This is a genomic window from Shimwellia pseudoproteus (assembly GCF_016415625.1).
GTDB lineage: Bacteria > Pseudomonadota > Gammaproteobacteria > Enterobacterales > Enterobacteriaceae > Shimwellia > Shimwellia pseudoproteus.
In genome coordinates this window covers 87012-108012 of record NZ_WBXP01000008.1, presented here as the reverse complement: position 1 = coordinate 108012, position 21001 = coordinate 87012, and the positions used below count along the sequence as shown (strand labels likewise).

Genomic DNA, 21001 nt, shown 5'->3' with positions numbered 1-21001 from the left:
TCCGCAGGCCCTTACTTCAGGGGAGTTCCGGGGGCTGCCACTCTTCAACCTCAATCAGCACCAGCAGCGCCGCATCACCACCATAGGTTTTCGGGGCCTGGTGAAATGCCGTAACGTGTGGATGCTGGGCCAGCCACAGCGGGGTTTGTTGTTTGAGAATATGCTTCCCGTGGCCGTGCATCACGCACACACAGAACAGATGCTCCCGGCGGCAGGCAGCGATCAGCGCCCCCAGTTCCTGCTTGGCCTGGCGCTGGGTCAGACCGTGAAGATCTAAATACAGCTCCGGGGAGTAATCACCGCGGCGTAATTTTTTCAGTTCAAAATGGCTCACCCCGTCACGTACGTAACGCACCGGGCCTTCGCTGGACAGCAGCGGCTGAAACTCGTCGGAAAAGTAGTGGCTGTTATCCACCTGCTCCTGGATCAGGCGTTTTTCCGGCACGTCAGTCAGTTTTTTACGCAGCGGGCGGTGGACAATCGTATCCTGCTTCAGCTCCCGGGTGCCGCGCATTAAGTCGCGGAATAACGTCTGATCTTCACGGCTTAGGGTGGGTTTCTTTTTCATCTCGCTCTCAATTCCTGTAACTCGCAGGCCATTTTACTCAGTTTGCGCCCGGGCGCTAAATAAAACCCCGTATCTGATTAACGGTGTCTGCTGATTTGTCGCCGTGTTCATGGCAAACTAGCGCGGTATTAATCAGCACGCACCGCCTGCGGAGGGCACAGTGGATAAAATTTTCGTCGATGAGGCAGTCAGTGAGCTGCATACCATTCAGGACATGCTGCGTTGGGCAGTGAGCCGTTTTAGCGCAGCCAATATCTGGTACGGCCACGGGACCGATAACCCCTGGGACGAAGCGGTCCAACTGGTATTGCCGACCCTCTACCTGCCACTGGATATTCCTGAGGATATGCGCAACTGCCGTTTGACCTCCAGCGAACGCCACCGCATTGTCGAGCGCGTGATCCGCCGGATCAACGATCGTATCCCGGTCGCCTATTTAACCAATAAAGCCTGGTTTTGCGGCCACGAATTTTATGTGGATGAGCGGGTTCTGGTGCCGCGCTCCCCGATTGGCGAGTTGATCAACAACCAATTCCAGGGCCTGGTGGATAACCCGCCTCAGCTGATCCTGGATATGTGTACCGGTAGTGGCTGTATCGCTGTGGCCTGTGCCTATGCCTTCCCGGATGCTGAAGTCGACGCCGTGGATATTTCGGTGGATGCGCTGGCCGTTGCGGAGCAGAACATTGCCGCACACGGGATGGAACATAACGTTACGCCGATCCGCTCGGATCTGTTTCGGGATCTGCCGCAGGTGCCCTACGACATTATCGTCACCAACCCGCCTTATGTGGATGCAGAAGACATGGATGACCTGCCGGACGAATATAAATTCGAGCCTGAGCTGGGCCTGGCTTCTGGCAAAGATGGCTTAAAACTGACCCGCCGCATTCTGGCCTGCGCGCCAGACTACCTTGCTGAAAACGGGGTGTTAATTTGTGAGGTCGGTAACAGCATGGTACATCTGATGGAGCGGTATCCAGAGGTGCCGTTCACCTGGCTGGAGTTTGATAACGGCGGTGACGGCGTCTTTATGCTGACCCGGCAGCAGTTGCTGGATGCGCGTAGCCATTTCAGCATCTACCGGGATTAACACCACGCCTTGCGGGTGCCCAGGCGCCCGTCTGAACAGCTGACGACGATAACGACAACGGTAAAGGAGCCGTGATGGCTGGGAACAGTATTGGACAATTTTTTCGCGTAACCACATTTGGTGAATCCCACGGCCCGGCGCTGGGTTGTATTGTTGATGGTGTACCGCCGGGCATTGCGCTTAGCGAAGCCGATCTGCAACACGATCTCGACCGCCGCCGCCCTGGCACCTCCCGCTATACCACCCAACGCCGGGAACCGGATCAGGTTAAAATCCTCTCCGGGGTATTTGATGGCGTGACCACCGGCACCAGCATTGGCTTGCTTATCGAGAACACCGATCAGCGCTCTCAGGATTACAGCGCCATCAAAGACCTGTTCCGCCCGGGCCATGCGGATTATACCTACGAACAAAAATACGGCCTGCGCGATTACCGCGGCGGCGGGCGTTCTTCCGCCCGCGAAACCGCCATGCGCGTTGCCGCCGGGGCGATTGCCAAGAAATACCTCGCCGCGAAACACGGCATTGTTATCCGCGCCTGCCTGACCCAGATGGGGGATATCCCGCTGGCTATCAACGACTGGGACAGCGTTGAAGAAAACCCGTTCTTCTGCCCGGACCCTGCGCAGGTAGAAGCACTGGACGAGCTGATGCGCGCCCTGAAAAAAGAAGGCGATTCCATTGGTGCCAAAGTCACCGTGGTGGCTGATAATGTCCCTCCAGGCCTTGGCGAGCCGGTATTTGACCGCCTCGATGCCGATATCGCCCACGCGCTGATGAGCATCAACGCGGTAAAAGGGATTGAGATCGGTGACGGTTTTGGCGTGGTCGGGCTGCGCGGCAGTGAAAACCGCGATGAGATCACCCGGGAAGGCTTCCAGAGTAACCACGCGGGCGGCATTCTGGGGGGCATCAGTAGCGGCCAGCAAATTGTCGCCACTATCGCCCTGAAACCCACCTCCAGCATTATGGTGCCCGGTCGCACCCTTAACCGCGCCGGGGAAGAGGTTGACATGGTAACCCGTGGCCGCCATGACCCCTGTGTTGGCATCCGTGCGGTGCCGATTGCGGAAGCGATGATGGCGATTGTTCTGTTAGATCATTTACTGCGCCAGCGGGCGCAAAATGCGGATGTGGCGTGCACGCTTCCGCGCTGGTAATGGTAATGAAAAAAGTGTGTTGTGCGTTGCTGGCCCTGGCGGCCAGCGCTGCTGCCTGGGGCGCGACCCCGTGGCAGAAAATATCCCATCCTATTCCGGGGTCGCCGCAGTCCATCGGTTCTTTCGCCAATGGCTGTATTATCGGCGCCCAGCCGCTGGCGCTTGATTCACCGGATTATCAGGTGATGCGTACTGACCAGCGGCGCTATTTCGGCCACCCGGATCTGCTGGCGTTTATTGGCCGCCTTAGTGCCCAGACCCATCAGCGCGGGCTGGGGACATTGCTGATCGGCGATATGGGCATGGCTGCCGGCGGGCGCTTTAGCAGCGGCCACGCCAGCCACCAGATTGGCCTGGACGTGGATATTTTCCTGCAATTACCTCAGGCCCGCTGGACCCAGGCGCAATTGCTTAAGCCCCAGGCGCTGGATCTGGTGAATGCCAGCGGTAAGGATGTTTCGGATCGTCTCTGGCAGCCCCAGATTGGCCAGCTGATTAAGCTGGCGGCACAGGATAACGAGGTCACGCGGATTTTCGTTAACCCGGCCATTAAACAGCGGCTGTGTGAAGATGCCGGCAGTGATCGGGATTGGCTACATAAGGTGCGCCCGTGGTTTGGCCACCGTGCCCATATGCACGTGCGGCTGCGTTGCCCGGCGGGGAGCCTGGAGTGCCAGGATCAGCCGGCACCGCCACCAGGGGATGGCTGTGGTGCGGAGCTGCAAAGCTGGTTTGAGCCACCGAAACCGGGCAGCACACCACCGGTGAAAAAATCGCCACCGCCGTTACCGCCGTCTTGTCAGGCCTTGCTGGATGAGCATGTGCTGTGATGGCCCTGGCGTATAGATAAACCATAAACCCGAAATCGGTACTGCCGGTTTCGGGTTTTATTTTGCTAAAAATAATCATCAGACAGGGGAGCACGTGGACATTCTGGACAGCTTTTTTATGGTATCGCCACTGATGCTGGTGGTGTTATTTTTTGCGGCGTTGCTGGCCGGGTTTATTGATGCCCTTGCCGGAGGCGGCGGGCTGATCACTGTTCCGGTGCTGATGGCGGTGGGCTTTTCACCGGCCCATGCTCTGGCCACCAATAAACTTCAGGCCTGCGGCGGCTCCCTCTCCGCCAGCCTCTATTTTATCCGCCAGCGGGTAGTGAACCTGAAAGAGCAGCGCCTGAATATCCTGATGACGTTTATCGGTTCGATGACCGGCGCCTTACTGGTCCAGCATATCCAGGCGTCACTGCTGCGCCAGATTTTGCCACTGCTGATTATCGGTATCGGGCTCTATTTTCTGCTGATGCCGCGCCTCGGCGAGGAAGATCGCCAGCGCCGCTTACATGGCTTGCCCTTTGCGCTGGTGGCCGGGGGCTGTGTTGGCTTTTATGATGGCTTTTTTGGCCCCGGTGCCGGGTCATTTTATGCGCTGGCATTTGTTACGCTTTGCGGGTATAACCTCGCCAAATCAACCGCGCACGCCAAAGTGCTGAACGCCACCTCCAATCTCGGCGGGCTGCTGCTGTTTATGCTCGGCGGGCAGGTGATTTGGGGTACCGGTTTAGTGATGATGGCCGGCCAGTTTTGCGGCGCCCGCATGGGCTCGCGCCTGGTGCTGAGCAAAGGGCAGCAGTTAATCCGGCCGATGATTGTGATTGTCTCCGCCGTGATGAGCGCCAAACTGTTATTTGATAGCCACGGGCAGCAACTGCTGCAATGGCTGGGATGGATATAATGACCTGCAGTGAGCAACACCATTACCAGCAGATGATTGATATTTTCAACCACTGCTTTGCTGATGAATACAATACCCGGCTGATCAAAGGGGACGACGAGCCCATTTATCTGCCGGCGGATGAGACGGTGCCTTACCATCGCATCGTGTTTGCCCATGGCTACTACGCCAGCGCCATCCATGAAATTTCCCACTGGTGTATTGCCGGCAAGGCACGCCGTGAGCAGGTGGACTTTGGTTACTGGTATTGCCCGGACGGGCGCGATCAGCAAACCCAGAGCCAGTTTGAGAATGTTGAAGTTAAACCCCAGGCCCTGGACTGGTTATTCTGTGTGGCGGCGGGTTTCCCGTTTAATGTCAGCTGTGACAACTTAAACGGAGATATTGAACCAGACCGGATTGCCTTCCAGCGCCGGGTCCACGCCCAAGTGATGACCTGGCTGGAGCAGGGGATACCGGCACGCCCGGCGCGGTTAATCAGCGCCCTGCGTGACTATTATAAAACGCCGCCACTGGCTGCTGAGCAGTTCCCGTGGCCGGAAGATATAAACTGATGCTATGCACTATGATGGAGACACGATGATCGCGGAATTTGAAAGCCACATACTGGCGCTGATTGACGAGATGGTGGAACACGCCAGTGATGATGAACTCTTTGCCAGCGGTTATCTGCGTGGCCATCTCACCCTGGCCGTGGCTGAGCTGGAGCACGACATGGGGCAAACCCCGGAAGCCCTGAATGCCCAGGTGGTCCACAGTATTGAAAAAGCGATCCAGGCCGGTGAACTGACCCCCCGGGATCGTGTTCTGGTACAGGAGATGTGGGCCGGGCTGTATCAGCAGGCCCACCAGCGCTAATCCCCTTAGCGCCGGATAAAAACGCCAGGTCTCCCTGGCGTTTTTTTTATACCTGGCGGCCTTTCAGTAACTTACGTACCCACATCCGGTTAGGGTTGAGGGCGGCGAGGGTATCCGCATCCAGCGGTAATGGCTCACCGTGCATCTGGGAGGCCAGCAACTCTGCCGCCAGCGGCGCACTGCATAACCCCCGGGAGCCCAGGGCACCAAGCACAAACAGATCCGGGTGGACTGGCGCGCTGAGGGCGGTACTGCGATCGCTCGCCAGCCCGGCATAAGCCTCCAGGGTGGCGCGGTAATCCGGGGCATTCCCCACTAGCGGCAGGTGATCGCGGATCGCCCCGCGCACTCCGCTACGGGCCAGCCCGGCACTGATGTCCACCTCTTGCACCCAGTCTGCCTCCGGCAGGCAATTGACCAGGCGCTGGCGGTTCTGCTGCTGGTCCTCATCCCGGTAGCCGGTATCGCTGCTGCCGCGATGATAACTGGCGCCGATGCAGTGCTGCCCGGTGGCCGGGTTGTGTGGTGTCAGGTAACCGTCATAACACAGTACCTGGCGGAGCCGGGTCAATACCGCGGTGGTGGGGATATGGCTGACCTGGCCGGCTACCGCATACAGCGGCAGTTCGGCGGTTTGGGGAAACTGGCACAGTTGCCAGCCGTTGGCCAGTACCACCACCGGGTGGTGCGCCTGCTGCCCACTGCTGAAGGCCAGTTCCCATTCGTCATGGTCACGGCGCAGCCCGCTAACGGTATGGCCATAGTGCAGTATCGCCCCCTGTGCGGCGGCGCGGGCAAACAGCGCCGCGGTCAACTGGGCCGGGCTTAACCAGCCCCCAGCCGGGTAGTGGATCCCGTCGCAACCGGTGGCGAGGCCGCATCGTTCAGCACTGGCGGCAGCGGGCAGTGGCTGGGCGAGGGCTTCCGGCAACGAGAGCGACAGCATCTGGCTGATTTTATGAGTGCTTTTTTCATCCCAGGCCAGTTGCGTTACCCCGCACCACTGGTGGTCAAAGGTGACCGGCTGGCTGTCATATTCCCGCCGGGCAAAGGTAAAGGCGGCGCTGAAGAACCGGGTCAGGGCCGGGTCGTGCTGGCTTAGCAGCGGGTAAATCGCCCCCTGATGGTTGCCGCTGGCGCCCTGGGCGGGCCGATCATCGGCGCAGTATACGGTGACCTTCCAGCCCCGTAATTGCAGTTTTAGCGCCAGCAGGGCACTGGCAATACCGCCGCCGATAATCGCCGCCTGCCGCGCGCTGGCTGGGGCCCGGTGATACCAGGGGGCGGTAGCGGGCTGGGGGACCTCGGCGCCCAGCGCCCCGACCAGCATCTCCCGCTTGCGGCCAAAGCCTTTTTGTTTCCGCATGGTGAAACCGGCTTCTATTAACCCACGGCGGACGAAGCCTGCGCAGGTAAATGTCGCCACGGTGCCGCCTGCCCGGGCAAGGTGGGCCATGGCATTAAATAGGTGTGGGGTCCACATCTCCGGGTTTTTTGACGGCGCAAAACCGTCCAGGAACCAGGCATCCACCTGATGACGCGTGCTGTCATCCAGTTGAGTGAGGGTGTCGTTAATATCCCCGAACCACAAATCCAGGGTGATCCGTCCCCCGTCGAGCAGCAGGCGGTGGCAGCCGGGCAACGGCAGTGGCCACTGGGCCTGAAGCTGCCCGGCCCAGGGGGCCAGCTCCGGCCAGTGACTGTGGGCGAGGGCCAGATCCTGCGGGGTGAGGGGGAATTTTTCAAAGCTAATAAAATGCAGGCGCTGTAGCGTGGCATCGGGCATCTGCTGGCTAAATGCGTCGAATGCCTGCCACAGGGTGAGAAAGTTCAGACCGGTGCCAAACCCGCTTTCGGCAACCACAAATGAGTCCCGCGGATGGGTGGCGAAACGGGCCGGGATCTGATTGCCGCCGAGAAAGACATAGCGGGTTTCTTCCAGCCCGTTATCCCGGGAAAAATAAACATCGTCGAATTCTCGGGATACAGGTGTACCCTCATCGTCAAACCGCAGGTTGGCGGGTTGTATAGTGGTTTGTTTCACGTAAGTTGCTCGTGTGACAGGCTGTAGGGCGATCTTAACCAGCCATGTGGGCGGGCGCAAATTTATAGAGATTTTGCCTGATCGGACTTGTTCGGCGTACAACTGTACGCTATTGTGCCTTCCGATTCTTAAATTTCTATGTACGACTTATAGAGGGTATTGAATGAAACGTGCAGTGATTACTGGCCTGGGCATCGTTTCCAGCATCGGTAATAACCAGCAGGAAGTCCTGGCGTCTCTGCGTGAAGGGCGCTCCGGGATCACTTTCTCTCAGGAATTCAGCGATGCCGGTATGCGTAGCCACGTATGGGGCAACGTTAAACTGGATACCACGGGTCTTATCGACCGCAAAGTGGTCCGTTTCATGAATGACGCCTCCATCTACGCCTACCTCTCCATGCAGCAGGCAGTGCAGGATGCTGGTCTGAAGGAAGAGGTTTATCAGAATAATCCGCGCGTGGGCTTGATTGCCGGGTCCGGCGGTTCTTCCAAATCTCAGGTCTTCGGTGCGGACGCAATGCGTAGCCCGCGCGGCCTGAAAGCGGTTGGCCCATACGTGGTCACTAAAGCCATGGCCTCTGCAGTTTCTGCCTGCCTGGCAACACCGTTTAAAATCCACGGCGTGAACTACTCTATCAGCTCCGCGTGTGCGACTTCCGCACACTGCATCGGTAGTGCGGTGGAACAGATTCAACTGGGCAAACAGGATATCGTGTTTGCCGGCGGCGGCGAAGAGCTGTGCTGGGAAATGGCCTGCGAATTTGACGCCATGGGCGCGCTGTCAACGAAATATAACGACACGCCGGAAAAAGCCTCCCGTACTTATGACGCACACCGCGATGGTTTCGTTATCGCTGGCGGCGGCGGTATGGTTGTGGTTGAAGAGCTGGAACACGCGCTGGCGCGCGGTGCGCACATCTACGCTGAAGTGGTTGGCTATGGCGCCACCTCTGACGGCGCCGATATGGTTGCGCCGTCTGGTGAAGGTGCGGTGCGCTGCATGAAGATGGCGATGGACGGTGTGGACACCCCTATCGACTATCTGAATACCCACGGTACTTCTACCCCGGTTGGCGACGTGAAAGAACTGGGTGCTATCCGTGATGTGTTTGGCGACAACACTCCGGCAATGTCCGCCACTAAAGCGATGACGGGCCACTCTCTGGGTGCTGCCGGTGCACAGGAAGCGATCTACTCGCTGCTGATGCTGGAACACGGCTTTATTGCCCCGAGCATCAACATCGACGAGATGGACGAGCAGGCAAAAGGCATGAACATCATCACGGAGCCGACAGAGCGTAAGCTGAATACCGTGATGTCTAACAGCTTCGGCTTCGGCGGGACTAACGCCACCCTGGTGATGCGTAAATACAGCGCATAATCAGCGGAAAACTGTGACATAAAGGGGCTAATTAGCCCCTTTTTCGTTGCGGTGTGCATTGACTCTGGCTTCCGGAGCGGGCACACTTCTTGCCCTCAACAATACCGCCCGGTATTGCGTAAGCGTTCCACGTCAACCAACGCGCCTTAAACCTGATTATCGGGTGGAGAAGGCGTGGTCTGTCCTCGCCTTACTTCTCAACATGGGAGTAAAGCTGAATGTCTGTTGCTACGCAGCAAACACTGTCTGCCGGCGCCACTAGCGCCAGCAAAAAACCGTCTGGCAATAATGTTGCGCTTTTCCGTATTGCCTTTGCGGTATTTCTGACCTATTTAACCGTCGGGTTACCCCTGCCGGTGATCCCGCTGTTTGTCCACCAGGAGCTGGGCTATGGCAATACCATGGTGGGTATCGCCGTGGGGATCCAGTTCCTGGCCACGGTACTCACCCGGGGGTATGCCGGCCGCCTGGCGGATCAACGGGGGGCAAAACGCACCGTGATGCAGGGCATGGTGGCTTGTGCCCTGGCGGGGGGCGCCTGGCTACTGGCGGCACTGCTACCGGTTTCGATGCCGGTAAAATTTGCCCTGCTGTTGCTCGGGCGGCTGATCCTCGGGGTAGGGGAGAGCCAGCTACTGACCGGCACCCTGACCTGGGGAATGGGTCTGGTGGGGCCGGGCCGCTCCGGTAAGGTCATGTCCTGGAACGGGATGGCGATTTACGGTGCCCTGGCGGTGGGGGCACCGCTGGGGCTGATGCTCCATAACCGCTACGGGTTTGCCACCCTGGCCATTGTCACCATGTGCCTGCCGCTGCTGGCGTGGCTATTTAATGGCGGGGTGAAAAAAGTTGCCCCCCAGAAAGGCGAGCGGCCGCCGCTGCGCCGGGTGGTGGGGCAAATCTGGCAGCCTGGCCTGGGGCTGGCGCTCCAGGGGGTTGGCTTTGCGGTGATTGGCACCTTTGTGTCGCTGTTCTTTATGTCCCGGGGCTGGGCGATGGCCGGATTTACCCTGACGGCGTTCGGCGGGGCATTTGTGCTGATGCGTATCCTCGGCGGCTGGATGCCGGACCGCTTTGGCGGGGTGCGGGTGGCTATTGGCTCGCTGGTGATTGAAATGGCGGGCTTGCTGGTGCTCTGGCTGTCTCAGGATGCCTGGATGGCGATGCTGGGGGCGGCGCTGACGGGGTTTGGCTGCTCGCTGGTGTTCCCGGCGCTGGGGGTTGAGGTGGTGAAACGGGTGCAGCCGCAGGTGCGGGGGACGGCGCTGGGGGGCTATGCGGCGTTCCAGGATATCTCTTACGCCGTTACCGGTCCGCTGACGGGCATCCTTGCCACATCGTTTGGTTATGCGTCGGTCTTTCTGGCCGGGGCAATATCCGCCCTGGTGGGCATTGTGGTTACCCTGATAGCTTTTCGGAAAGCGCCATCGTCTGATGCTGAGCCACCCCGGGGCTAATCCCGGGGGGCTACCATAAATACCACATCACAAAACACAGCATTATCAGCAGGATCAACCCGACGGCGGGCCTGCTGAATATCCTGGTCAGGGCACCGGGCGGCTCCGGTGTCTCGCTCCAGGCGTTATCGTCCGGTAGGTGGGCGGGCCCCATGCGTTTCTTGTAGAGCATATTCAGGGCAACCAGCGCCTGGGCCTGGGTCAGCGCCGCCTGATCGTCTTTTTTAAAATGGTTGCTGACATAGTGGCTAATGGTCTGCCATTCCGCTTCATCCATCGGCTTTTTCAGCACCCCCTGCACATTGTGCAGGGTGGGGGCGGTTATCTCGGTCAGCGACTGGCGTGCCTGTAACCAGTTAGTAAACAGCGGGTAGTAACGTACCGGGATCGGCTCGCCGATACGGCGGCTGGCCATATGCAGCATCGTCTGCCAGATAGCCCGGGATGACTCGCCGGTCGTCGCCGCCAGCTTGCTGACCGACTGGCTCAGGGCGCAGTGTTCGGCGGGCAGCAGCGGCCGCCCGGAAGCCTGGCGGACCTGCAGCTCGGGGATGGACAGCTCGCCGTTCTGGAGCAGTGTCAGGATTTGCTGGATCTGTCCGGCGGTTAGCTGGCTCAGTACCGATTGCCCGAAATGCTCCCGGATATACAGGCTGACAGCCCGTCGGTTGTTTCCCTGTTGCAACAGCTGTGTCAGCTGCACCATCTGGTGGCGATCACCGACGGTCTCTTTTGCCTGGCGTAAGCGTTGGCTCAGGCACTGCTCTGCGGCAGTAAAATGCACTGACATCAGCGGTGTGTTAACCGCTAAGCGCATATCATGTTTTACACCAGCCCACACCTCCGGCGCCTGCTGGTGGGTGAGGGCCATGATTCTGGTAATCAGGCTTTCCAGGACAGTACGTTGCTGCCCGGTTAACGGCCCGGTGTCTTTTCCAGAGGTAAGTGATGCGGAGCCATCACCAGGAGGCTGGGCAGGTGAGCCCGGGATGGGGTGCATAATATGATAATCCTTCACTCGCGATAACAATAAACATTCGCCTGGGGCGTTGGTATGCCTGGCGGCGAGATTATGGCACACTTATGCATAATCCTCCCGTACACACAGGTATTGTGACGTGAAAATTATTGTTGACGAAAATATGCCCTATGCCCGCGCGCTTTTTAGCCGGTTAGGGGAAGTACATGCGGTACCCGGCCGCCCGCTGCCGGAAGGGGTCCTGGACGATGCTGATGCGCTGATGGTGCGCTCGGTCACCCGGGTGAATGCCGATTTGCTGGCCGGTAAACCGGTCAAATTTATCGGCACCGCGACTGCCGGGACCGATCATGTTGATCAGCACTGGCTGCGCCAGGCCGGGCTGGGCTTTTCCGCCGCACCGGGCTGCAATGCCATTGCGGTGGTGGAGTATGTGTTTTCCGCCCTGCTGATGCTGGCGGAGCGTGACGGTTTTGCGTTGCAGGATCGCACCGTGGGCATTGTCGGGGTTGGCAATGTCGGGGGCCGCTTACAGGCACGCCTTGAAGCCCTCGGCATTCGCACGCTGTTATGCGATCCGCCCCGGGCGGACAACGGCGACGCCGGTGAATTTCTGCCGCTGCAAACTCTGGTTGAGCAGGCGGATATTCTGACCTTCCACACCCCGCTGTTTAAAGACGGCCCATACAAGTCACTGCACCTGGCGGACGACGCGCTGCTGCGCCAGTTAAAACCGGGCACTATCCTGATTAACGCCTGCCGTGGCCCGGTGGTGGATAATGCCGCGCTGCTGAACTGCCTTAACGATGGCCAGGATCTGCACGCGATCCTCGATGTCTGGGAGCCTGAACCCGCCCTGAATACCGACCTGCTGGCGAAAGTTGAGATTGGCACGCCGCATATCGCCGGTTATACCCTGGAAGGTAAGGCCCGGGGCACCACCCAGGTGTTTGAGGCATTCAGCCAGTTTATTGGCCAGCCGCAACAGATTGAACTGAACAGCCTGTTGCCCATCCCGGATGTTGTGTCGGTGCAGGTGCACGGGCCGATAACCCAGCCAGTGCTAAAACGTCTGGCGCATCTGGTGTATGATGTGCGCCGCGACGATGCGCCGCTGCGGCGGGTTGCGGCTATGGCGGGCGAGTTCGACAAATTGCGTAAGAATTATGTTGAGCGCCGGGAATGGTCCTCGTTACGCGTCGAATGTGATGATGCCACCAGCGCCGCGCTGCTAAACAAACTGGGTTTTACCGCCGTTTATCTGGCAGCACAGTAACCTTTGCTATCATCCCGCATCCTGCGTGGTATCACCGCGCGGGATGTTTTTCCATTTCTATTCTGGAGTAAACCACCATGTCTGAAGGCTGGAATATTGCCGTACTGGGCGCCACTGGCGCTGTAGGTGAAGCCTTAATTGAACTGCTGGCTGAGCGTCAATTCCCGGTGGGTGAATTATATGTGCTGGCCAGTGCGGACAGCGCCGGGGAAACGGTGCGTTTCGCCGGTAAAACGCTGCGCGTAGAAGATGCTGCGGCGTTCGAATGGTCCCAGGCCCAACTGGCGTTCTTTGTCGCCGGGCCCCAGGCCAGCGCCAGCTATGCCGAAGAGGCCACCAATGCCGGGTGCCTGGTTATCGACACCAGCGGCGTGTTTGCCCTCGAACCGGATGTTCCTCTGGTGGTGCCGGACGTTAACCCGCATGTGCTGGCGGACTACCGTAACCGTAATCTGGTGGCAGTGGCGGATAGCTTGACCTGCCAGCTGCTGTCGGCGCTGAAACCGCTGATTGAGCAAGGCGGTCTGTCCCGTATCCAGGTCACCAGCCTGCTGTCTGCGTCTGCCCACGGTAAAGCGGCGGTGGATGCCCTGGCGGGCCAAAGTGCGCGCCTGCTGAACGGGATGCCCATCGATGAAGACGACCATTTTGGCCGCCAACTGGCGTTTAACATGTTGCCGCTGCTGCCGGATAGCGAAGGCAGCGTGCGCGAAGAGCGCAGCGTGGTTGACCAGGTACGCAAAGTGTTGCAGGACGACGGCCTGCTGATTTCCGCCAGTTGTGTCCAGTCCCCGGTGTTTTACGGCCACGCCCAGATGGTCAGTTTTGAGGCGATGCGCCCGCTCTCTGCCCAGGAAGCCCGGGATGCATTAACCCTCAGCGAAGATATCAGCGTGTCTGATGACTCCACCTACCCGACCCAGGTGGGGGATGCTTCCGGCAACGCACTGCTGTCTGTGGGCTGTATTCATAACGATTATGGCATTCCGGAACAGCTGCAGTTCTGGTCGGTGGCGGATAACGTCCGCTTTGGCGGCGCGCTGATGGCGATTAAAACCGCGGAAAAACTCCTGCAGGAGTATCTGTACTGATGTCTGACCAGCCAGTAGCGCCACGTTACAAGATAGCCCTCGGCATCGAGTATGATGGCAGTAAATACTATGGCTGGCAGCGCCAGCAGGAAGTCCCCAGCGTCCAGGAGAAGCTGGAGAAAGCCCTCAGCCAGGTTGCGAATGAGCCGATCACCGTATTTTGTGCCGGGCGCACGGATGCGGGGGTGCACGCCACCGGGCAGGTGGTGCATTTTGAAACCCAGGCGCTGCGTAAAGATGCCGCGTGGACCATGGGGGTGAATGCTAACCTGCCAGGGGATGTGGCCGTGCGCTGGGTTACCGGCGTGGCGGAGGATTTCCATGCCCGCTTTAGCGCCACGGCCCGCCGCTACCGCTACATTATCTATAACCACCGGTTGCGTCCGGCGGTGTTACAGCAGGGGGTGACCCATTTCCACCTGCCGCTGGACGCCGATCGGATGCAGCGCGCGGCCCAGTGCCTGCTGGGTGAAAATGACTTCACCTCATTTCGGGCAGTGCAGTGCCAGTCGCGTACACCCTGGCGCAATGTGCACCATATTCATGTCACCCGTTACGGGTCTTATCTTGTGGTGGATATTAAAGCCAATGCCTTTGTACACCACATGGTGCGCAATATTGTCGGCAGCCTGCTGGAAGTGGGCTGCGGGAATCAGCCGGAAGGCTGGATGGCAGAGTTGCTGGCGCTTAAAGATCGTACCCTGGCGGCGGCCACGGCGCGGGCCGAGGGGTTGTACCTGGTGGCGGTGGACTATCCTGAACGTTTTGGTTTACCGCAACTGCCAATGGGGCCGTTGTTTTTAGCCGACTAATCGAGACAGGCACGCTAATGGATTTTATTCATTTTATTATTGATTTCGTTCTGCATATTGATGTGCATCTGGCGGAGCTGGTGGCGCAGTATGGGGTATGGGTCTACGGGATCCTGTTTCTTATCCTGTTCTGTGAAACCGGCCTGGTGGTGACGCCATTCTTACCGGGGGATTCGCTGCTGTTCGTTGCCGGGGCGCTCTCGGCGTTACCGTCGAACGATCTGCATGTCCACACCATGGTGACCATGATGGTGATTGCCGCGGTACTGGGGGATGCGGTGAACTACACCATTGGCCGGTTATTTGGTCAGAAGTTGTTCAGTAACCCGAATTCTAAGATCTTTCGCCAGAGTTATCTTGATAAGACTCACGAGTTTTATGCAAAGCATGGCGGAAAAACAATTATTCTGGCACGATTCGTTCCGATTGTGCGGACGTTCGCACCGTTTGTTGCGGGTATGGGCCATATGTCATATCGCCACTTTGCGGCGTATAACATTGTTGGCGCCGTGCTGTGGGTGTTACTGTTCACCTATGCTGGCTATTTCTTCGGTAACTTCCCGATGGTGCAGGAAAACCTTAAATTGTTGATCGTGGCAATTATTGTGGTGTCTGTCCTTCCCGGGGTCGTGGAAATTATCCGCCATAAACGTAGGGCTGCTCGCCAGATAAAATAAAACAATTCGGCGCTTTGACCACTTTTTTATCCAAAGTGGTGCGCCATTATGTTTTAATGAACAGCATTTGTGGTCTGTGAGGGGCAAAAATGGCATCATGCGCCCCCACAGAAAAACTGGCATTGACCAGGTTCAGGCAGAAAGGTTATCAATGAGCTGGATTGAACGAATTCTCAACAAAAGCAATGTAACCCCCACCCGTCGGGCGAATATCCCGGAAGGTGTGTGGACTAAGTGCGATAGCTGTGGTCAGGTTCTGTACCGCGCGGAGCTGGAACGCAACCTCGAGGTCTGCCCCAAGTGTGATCACCATATGCGTATGGCTGCCAGAGAGCGTCTGAATACGCTGCTGGATGAAGGATCCATGGTGGAACTGGGTAGCGAGCTTGAGCCGAAAGATGTGCTGAAGTTTAAAGACTCGAAGAAATACAAAGATCGTCTGGCAACAGCACAGAAAGAAACCGGCGAAAAAGACGCGCTGGTGGTAATGAAAGGCACATTATATGGCATGCCGGTGGTTGCGGCGGCCTTTGAGTTTGCGTTTATGGGCGGTTCCATGGGCTCGGTTGTCGGCGCGCGTTTTGTCCGCGCTGTGGAACAGGCACTGGAAGCCAATTGCCCGCTGATCTGTTTCTCCGCCTCCGGCGGTGCCCGTATGCAGGAAGCACTGATGTCGCTGATGCAGATGGCAAAAACCAGCGCCGCGCTGGCAAAAATGCAGGAACGCGGTCTGCCGTATATTTCGGTACTGACTGACCCGACCATGGGCGGGGTGTCTGCCAGCTTTGCTATGCTGGGTGATCTGAATATTGCGGAGCCCAAAGCCCTGATAGGCTTTGCGGGGCCGCGGGTTATTGAACAGACTGTGCGTGAGAAACTGCCGCCGGGATTCCAGCGCAGTGAGTTTCTGATCGAAAAAGGCGCGATTGATATGATAGTGCGCCGTCCGGAAATGCGTTTCAAGCTGGCCAGTATCCTGGCGCGGCTGATGAACCTGCCGGCACCGGACCCCGACGACACGCACCGTGTACCGGTTGAATCCGCTGAACCGGAACAAGGTAACGACGCCTGACAGTAAGAGCAGGGCAGGTCACGGACCTGCCCTTTTTTATCTCTGAACCACAGAGGCCTGGTTCCAGGCTTCGGGCTCTAATCTCAAATGTAGTGTGAACGGCCATCATGGATAAATTAACTCCTCCTCAGGCCACGTCGCCGCTGGCAACGTGGCTTTCTTATCTGGAACATTTACACAGTAAAACCATTGACCTTGGTCTGGAGCGGGTACGCAAAGTGGCCCAGACCATGGCAATCCTCAAACCGGCGCCGTTTGTTTTTACGGTGGCGGGCACCAACGGCAAGGGCACCACCTGCCGGACCCTGGAAACTGCCCTCACCGCGGCGGGGATGCGGGTCGGCGTTTACAGCTCCCCGCATCTGATTCGCTATACCGAGCGGGTGCGCATTGCGGGCCAGGAGTTACCGGAGTCTGCTCATACCGCGTCATTTGCGGCTATCGAGAGCCAGCGTGGGGAAACCTCCCTGAGCTATTTTGAATACGGTACGCTCTCGGCACTGTGGCTGTTTAAGCAAGCACAACTGGATGTGGTTATCCTCGAGGTGGGCCTCGGGGGCCGCCTGGATGCCACCAATATCGTTGACAGCGATGTGGCGGTGGTTACCAGTATTGCCCTTGATCATACCGACTGGCTGGGGCCGGACCGGGAAAGCATCGGCCGCGAGAAGGCCGGGATCTTCCGCCCCGGGAAACCGGCGGTGGTTGGGGAGCCAGAGATGCCCGGCACCATTGCAGAGGTTGCCCATCAGAAAGGCGCATACCTGCTGCGCCGGGGCGTGGACTGGGATTATCGCGTTGAAGATGACAGCTGGTCATTCCAGGATGGCGCAGGGCAATTAACCAACCTGCCGTTACCGCTGGTGCCTCAACCCAATGCCGCCACGGCGCTGGCGGCCCTGCGCGCCAGTGGCCTGCCGGTGACGGAGCAGCATATCCACCAGGGTATCCTTAACGCCACGCTGCCGGGACGTTTTCAGATAGTTTCTGCCCATCCGCGGGTGATCCTCGATGTGGCCCACAACCCCCATGCGGCACAGTATCTGGCCGGGCGCCTTCGTTCACAGCCGTCCGCAGGCCGTTTACTGGCGGTGATCGGCATGCTGCACGACAAAGATATCGCCGGGACCCTGGCACAGCTGTCTGATTTGGTGGATATTTGGTATTGTGCTCCCCTTGAAGGGCCCCGTGGCGCCAGCGCAGAGCAGCTTACGGAACATCTCGGCGGGGGGACGGTCTATACCAGCGTTGCGGATGCCTGGCATGCGGCGCTGGCAGATGCCCAACCACAGGATACGCTGTTAGTTTGTGGCTCATTTCACACGGTGGCACATGTAATGGAAGTAATGGAGTCGGGGAGATAAGGTGGCGAGTAAATTTCAAAACCGTTTAGTCGGTACGATAGTGCTGGTGGCGCTGGGGGTGATTATTCTGCCCGGGCTGCTGGATGGGCAGAAGAAGCATTATCAGGATGAGTTTGCTGCCATCCCACTGGTACCGAAGCCAGGCGACAAAGATGAACCGGATATGCTGCCGGTGGCGACCCAGGCATTACCGGCCCAGCCGCCGGAAGGGGCCGCTGAAGAAGTGCGCGCCAGCACCGCGTCTAACCCGGCGCTGGATGCCTCGTCACTGCCGGTAGACAGCGGGGCAGGGCTGGATGAAGTGTCCCCGGCGGCCCGTGAAATGGCGAAGCCGCAACAGCCGCCGGCACCACCGAAGCCGTCCACCCAGCCGCAGCCTAAACCACAACCTAAACCACAGCCGAAGCCGCCAGCGGCAGTAGCGAAAACCACTGACCAGGCTGCAGAACGGCTGGCGATGGCCAGTGAGCAATCCGCACCGCCGCCTGCGCCAAAACCGCAGCCGACGGCGGATGATAGTGGCGCCCCGGCGGCGAAAGCCTACGTGGTGCAACTGGGCGCCCTGAAAAACGCTGACAAGGTGAATGAGATTGTTGCCAAACTGCGCGGGGCTGGCTTTAAGGCTTATACATCGCCTTCCACGCCGGTTCAGGGTAAAATCACCCGCATTCTGGTGGGGCCTGAGGCAAACAAAGACAAGCTGAAAGGTTCCCTGGGGCAGCTTCAGCAGCTGTCCGGGCTTAATGGTGTGGTCATGAGCTACAGCGTGCGTTAAGCCGGACAGGTAAAAAATAAGCCCTGTGGCCGGGTGCAGCAGGTCGGTGATTTACCGACAGTTGTGCCCGCCTGCCGGTAAATAGTGATGGCGTTGAAGCCTTTTTCAACGCCATTTTTTATTTGAGCATGGGAAGGAAATCCCTACGCAAACGTTTTCTTTTTCTGTTAGAATTCGCCCGACCGGACGTCAGGGCGGTTTTTCGTAGGATGAGTTCATGGTCTGGATTGATTACGCGATTATTGCGGTTATTGGTTTTTCCTGTCTGGTTAGCCTGATCCGCGGGTTTGTTCGGGAAGCGCTCTCACTGGTTACATGGGGGTGTGCTTTCTTTGTCGCCAGCCATTACTACACATACCTTGCCGTCTGGTTTACGGGTTTTCAAGATGAACTGGTTCGCAATGGCATTGCCATCGGGGCGCTGTTTGTTGCCACGCTGATTGTGGGTGCTATTGTTAATTCTGTCATCAGTACGCTGGTGGAGAGAACCGGCCTGTCGGGGACCGACAGAGTATTAGGGATCTGTTTTGGTGCACTGCGCGGTGTGCTGATAGTCGCTGCTATTCTGTTTTTCCTGGATACCTTCACCGACATGTCGAAAAGTGAGGACTGGCATAACTCCCAGCTGATCCCCAACTTTAGCTTCATCATCAACTGGTTTTTTGATTATCTGAAAGACTCGTCAAGTTTTATACCCCGGTAATGTGGCCTGGGGTGGCTTACTGAGGAAAACAAGATGTGCGGTATTGTCGGTATCGCCGGTGTTATGCCGGTCAACCAGTCTATCTATGACGCGTTATCGGTGCTGCAGCACCGCGGGCAGGATGCCGCTGGCATCATTACCATCGATGCAAACAATTGCTTCCGGTTACGTAAAGCCAATGGTTTGGTGAACGACGTATTCGATGCCCGCCATATGCAGCGTCTGCAGGGCAATATGGGTATTGGCCACGTGCGTTATCCTACTGCCGGTAGTTCCAGCGCATCGGAAGCGCAGCCGTTTTATGTTAACTCCCCCTATGGCATCACCCTGGCACATAACGGCAATCTGACTAACGCGCACGAACTGCGCCGGATGCTGTTTGAAGAAAAACGCCGCCACATCAACACCACGTCAGATTCTGAAGTGTTGCTCAATATCTTTGCCAGCGAGCTGGATAACTTCCGCCACTACCCGCTGGAAGCGGACAACATCTTTGCTGCTGTGGCGGCAACGAATCGTCAGATTCGCGGTGCCTATGCCTGTGTGGCGATGATTATCGGCCACGGTATGGTCGCGTTTCGCGATCCGCACGGTATCCGCCCGCTGGTACTGGGCAAGCGCGATGTGGGCGACGGCCGCACCGAATATATGGTTGCCTCCGAGAGTGTCGCCCTGGACACCCTGGGCTTTGAGTTCCTGCGTGACATCGCCCCTGGTGAAGCTATCTACATCACCGAAAAAGGCCAGCTGTTTACCCGCCAGTGTGCGGATAACCCGGTCAGCAATCCTTGCCTGTTTGAGTTTGTCTATTTCGCCCGTCCTGACTCCTTCATTGATAAGATTTCGGTCTACAGTGCCCGGGTTGGCATGGGGAAAAAGCTGGGTGAGAAAATCGCCCGGGAGTGGGACGATCTGGATATTGATGTGGTTATCCCGATCCCGGAGACCTCCTGCGATATCGCGCTGGAGATAGCCCGCATTCTGGATAAACCATACCGCCAGGGGTTTGTGAAAAACCGCTATGTAGGGCGTACGTTTATCATGCCCGGCCAGCAGTTACGCCGTAAATCAGTACGCCGTAAGCTGAACGCTAACCGTGCGGAGTTCCGGGATAAAAACGTGCTGCTGGTGGATGACTCCATCGTGCGCGGGACCACCTCAGAACAGATCATCGAAATGGCCCGTGAAGCCGGGGCGAAAAAGGTTTATCTCGCCTCTGCGGCACCGGAAATCCGTTTCCCGAATGTCTACGGTATTGATATGCCGAGCGCCACCGAGCTGATTGCCCACGGCCGGGAAGTGGACGAGATCCGCCAGATCATCGGCGCGGATGCGTTGATTTTCCAGGATCTCGATGATCTTATCTCCGCGGTACGGGCGGAAAATCCGGAAATTCAGCAGTTCGAGTGCTCGGTATTTAACGGGGTATACGTCACCAAAGACGTTGACCTGGGCTATCTGGAATACCTTGATGCCCTGCGTAATGACGACAGCAAAGCTATCCAGCGCCAGAACGATCTCGAAAATCTGGAAATGCATAACGAGGGGTGATCCCGCGAGTTGCTGCGCTGATATCACGCCCTGTTACCGCGACAGGGCGTTTTTTTATGGCTGCGCCAGACCGGTGCAGGCTAACGGCCGTTGCCCCATAGCGGCGCCCTTTTGTAACCGTGATCATATCCTGATAATTTTTCGCGCCGTTTGCGCTATTCCGCTACAGCCTGTTCTGGAAAGCTGTTATCTTCAACTTCGCAACAAATGCAACTTTTTATTAACATTAAGGTGGCTTTTGGCCGGGTTGCCAGCCTGGCATGACTCCTGCAATGCAGACAGTGGCTAAAGGCCGTTGCGGGTAAAAGGTCAACGCGCCGCCACAGCACAACACCATACAACAACACAACACAATACAACCTGTGACCATCAGGCAACAGAACCGGATGGCACACCGAAGCTGAGG

The 21001-nt window shown here is 57.9% G+C and carries 20 protein-coding genes; 17 read left to right on the top strand and 3 right to left on the bottom strand.

Features of this window, described 5'->3' with window-relative positions:
* Nucleotides 1–16: 16 nt before the first annotated feature.
* Entirely contained in the window at nt 17–568 is a 552-nt protein-coding gene (gene smrB, locus F9C28_RS05720; RefSeq protein WP_199014273.1) for an endonuclease SmrB, read from the bottom strand.
* A 160-nt stretch (nt 569–728) separates the two neighbouring features.
* Between smrB and prmB the strand changes: the two genes are divergently transcribed.
* The 6 genes from prmB to F9C28_RS05690 all read left to right on the top strand — a co-directional run bounded on the left by prmB (nt 729) and on the right by F9C28_RS05690 (nt 5413).
* Nucleotides 729–1661 carry a 50S ribosomal protein L3 N(5)-glutamine methyltransferase gene (gene prmB, locus F9C28_RS05715; RefSeq protein WP_199014272.1) on the top strand — a complete coding sequence of 311 codons (933 nt, stop codon included), beginning with the start codon at nt 729–731 and terminating at the stop codon, nt 1659–1661.
* Nucleotides 1662–1735: 74 nt separating this feature from the next.
* A complete protein-coding gene (gene aroC, locus F9C28_RS05710) occupies nt 1736–2821 on the top strand; it encodes a chorismate synthase (RefSeq protein ID WP_199014271.1) in 1086 nt (361 codons plus the stop codon).
* A 5-nt stretch (nt 2822–2826) separates the two neighbouring features.
* A complete protein-coding gene (gene mepA, locus F9C28_RS05705) occupies nt 2827–3651 on the top strand; it encodes a penicillin-insensitive murein endopeptidase (RefSeq protein WP_199014270.1) in 825 nt (274 codons plus the stop codon).
* Nucleotides 3652–3769: 118 nt separating this feature from the next.
* A complete protein-coding gene (locus tag F9C28_RS05700; RefSeq protein ID WP_408641446.1) occupies nt 3770–4555 on the top strand; it encodes a sulfite exporter TauE/SafE family protein in 786 nt (261 codons plus the stop codon).
* Nucleotides 4555–5109 (top strand): elongation factor P hydroxylase, encoded by a 555-nt coding sequence (locus F9C28_RS05695; RefSeq protein ID WP_199014290.1) that lies wholly within the window; start codon nt 4555–4557, stop codon nt 5107–5109. Before F9C28_RS05700 ends, F9C28_RS05695 begins: the two co-directional genes overlap by 1 nt.
* A gap of 25 nt (nt 5110–5134) precedes the next feature.
* Nucleotides 5135–5413, top strand: a complete 279-nt coding sequence (locus F9C28_RS05690) for a YfcL family protein (protein ID WP_199014269.1) — start codon at nt 5135–5137, stop codon at nt 5411–5413.
* A 46-nt stretch (nt 5414–5459) separates the two neighbouring features.
* On the opposite strand, the gene mnmC is transcribed toward F9C28_RS05690, so the two are convergent.
* Nucleotides 5460–7457: a bifunctional tRNA (5-methylaminomethyl-2-thiouridine)(34)-methyltransferase MnmD/FAD-dependent 5-carboxymethylaminomethyl-2-thiouridine(34) oxidoreductase MnmC gene (gene mnmC / locus F9C28_RS05685; protein ID WP_199014268.1), complete on the bottom strand. Its 1998-nt coding sequence runs from the start codon at nt 7455–7457 to the stop codon at nt 5460–5462.
* Nucleotides 7458–7620: 163 nt separating this feature from the next.
* Here mnmC and fabB point away from each other — a divergent pair, with 163 nt between their 5' ends.
* Together fabB and F9C28_RS05675 are read left to right on the top strand one after the other, a co-directional pair.
* Nucleotides 7621–8838, top strand: coding sequence for a beta-ketoacyl-ACP synthase I (fabB, locus tag F9C28_RS05680; RefSeq protein ID WP_199014267.1), 1218 nt, complete (start codon nt 7621–7623; stop codon nt 8836–8838).
* Nucleotides 8839–9056: 218 nt separating this feature from the next.
* Entirely contained in the window at nt 9057–10295 is a 1239-nt protein-coding gene (locus F9C28_RS05675; protein ID WP_199014266.1) for an MFS transporter, read from the top strand.
* Nucleotides 10296–10305: 10 nt separating this feature from the next.
* Here the strand turns inward: F9C28_RS05675 and flk are convergent, their stop codons facing one another.
* Nucleotides 10306–11295 (bottom strand): flagella biosynthesis regulator Flk, encoded by a 990-nt coding sequence (gene flk / locus F9C28_RS05670; RefSeq protein WP_199014265.1) that lies wholly within the window; start codon nt 11293–11295, stop codon nt 10306–10308.
* A gap of 118 nt (nt 11296–11413) precedes the next feature.
* Here flk and pdxB point away from each other — a divergent pair, with 118 nt between their 5' ends.
* From pdxB to purF, 9 genes are all read left to right on the top strand, one after another.
* Nucleotides 11414–12550: a 4-phosphoerythronate dehydrogenase PdxB gene (pdxB, locus tag F9C28_RS05665; RefSeq protein WP_199014264.1), complete on the top strand. Its 1137-nt coding sequence runs from the start codon at nt 11414–11416 to the stop codon at nt 12548–12550.
* Nucleotides 12551–12627: 77 nt separating this feature from the next.
* On the top strand, nt 12628–13641 hold the full coding sequence (locus F9C28_RS05660) for an aspartate-semialdehyde dehydrogenase (RefSeq protein ID WP_199014263.1): 1014 nt from the start codon (nt 12628–12630) through the stop codon (nt 13639–13641).
* Entirely contained in the window at nt 13641–14453 is an 813-nt protein-coding gene (truA, locus tag F9C28_RS05655; RefSeq protein ID WP_199014262.1) for a tRNA pseudouridine(38-40) synthase TruA, read from the top strand. Before F9C28_RS05660 ends, truA begins: the two co-directional genes overlap by 1 nt.
* A gap of 17 nt (nt 14454–14470) precedes the next feature.
* Complete coding sequence (locus tag F9C28_RS05650) at nt 14471–15130, top strand: DedA family protein (protein WP_199014261.1); 660 nt, start codon at nt 14471–14473, stop codon at nt 15128–15130.
* A 151-nt stretch (nt 15131–15281) separates the two neighbouring features.
* On the top strand, nt 15282–16202 hold the full coding sequence (gene accD / locus F9C28_RS05645) for an acetyl-CoA carboxylase, carboxyltransferase subunit beta (RefSeq protein ID WP_199014260.1): 921 nt from the start codon (nt 15282–15284) through the stop codon (nt 16200–16202).
* Between the two features lie 107 nt (nt 16203–16309).
* Nucleotides 16310–17566, top strand: a complete 1257-nt coding sequence (folC, locus tag F9C28_RS05640) for a bifunctional tetrahydrofolate synthase/dihydrofolate synthase (RefSeq protein WP_199014259.1) — start codon at nt 16310–16312, stop codon at nt 17564–17566.
* Between the two features lies 1 nt (nt 17567).
* Complete coding sequence (gene dedD, locus F9C28_RS05635; protein ID WP_199014258.1) at nt 17568–18341, top strand: cell division protein DedD; 774 nt, start codon at nt 17568–17570, stop codon at nt 18339–18341.
* Between the two features lie 217 nt (nt 18342–18558).
* Nucleotides 18559–19044 carry a colicin V production protein gene (gene cvpA / locus F9C28_RS05630; protein ID WP_199014257.1) on the top strand — a complete coding sequence of 162 codons (486 nt, stop codon included), beginning with the start codon at nt 18559–18561 and terminating at the stop codon, nt 19042–19044.
* Nucleotides 19045–19077: 33 nt separating this feature from the next.
* Nucleotides 19078–20595 carry an amidophosphoribosyltransferase gene (purF, locus tag F9C28_RS05625; RefSeq protein WP_199014256.1) on the top strand — a complete coding sequence of 506 codons (1518 nt, stop codon included), beginning with the start codon at nt 19078–19080 and terminating at the stop codon, nt 20593–20595.
* The last annotated feature ends 406 nt before the right edge of the window (nt 20596–21001 follow it).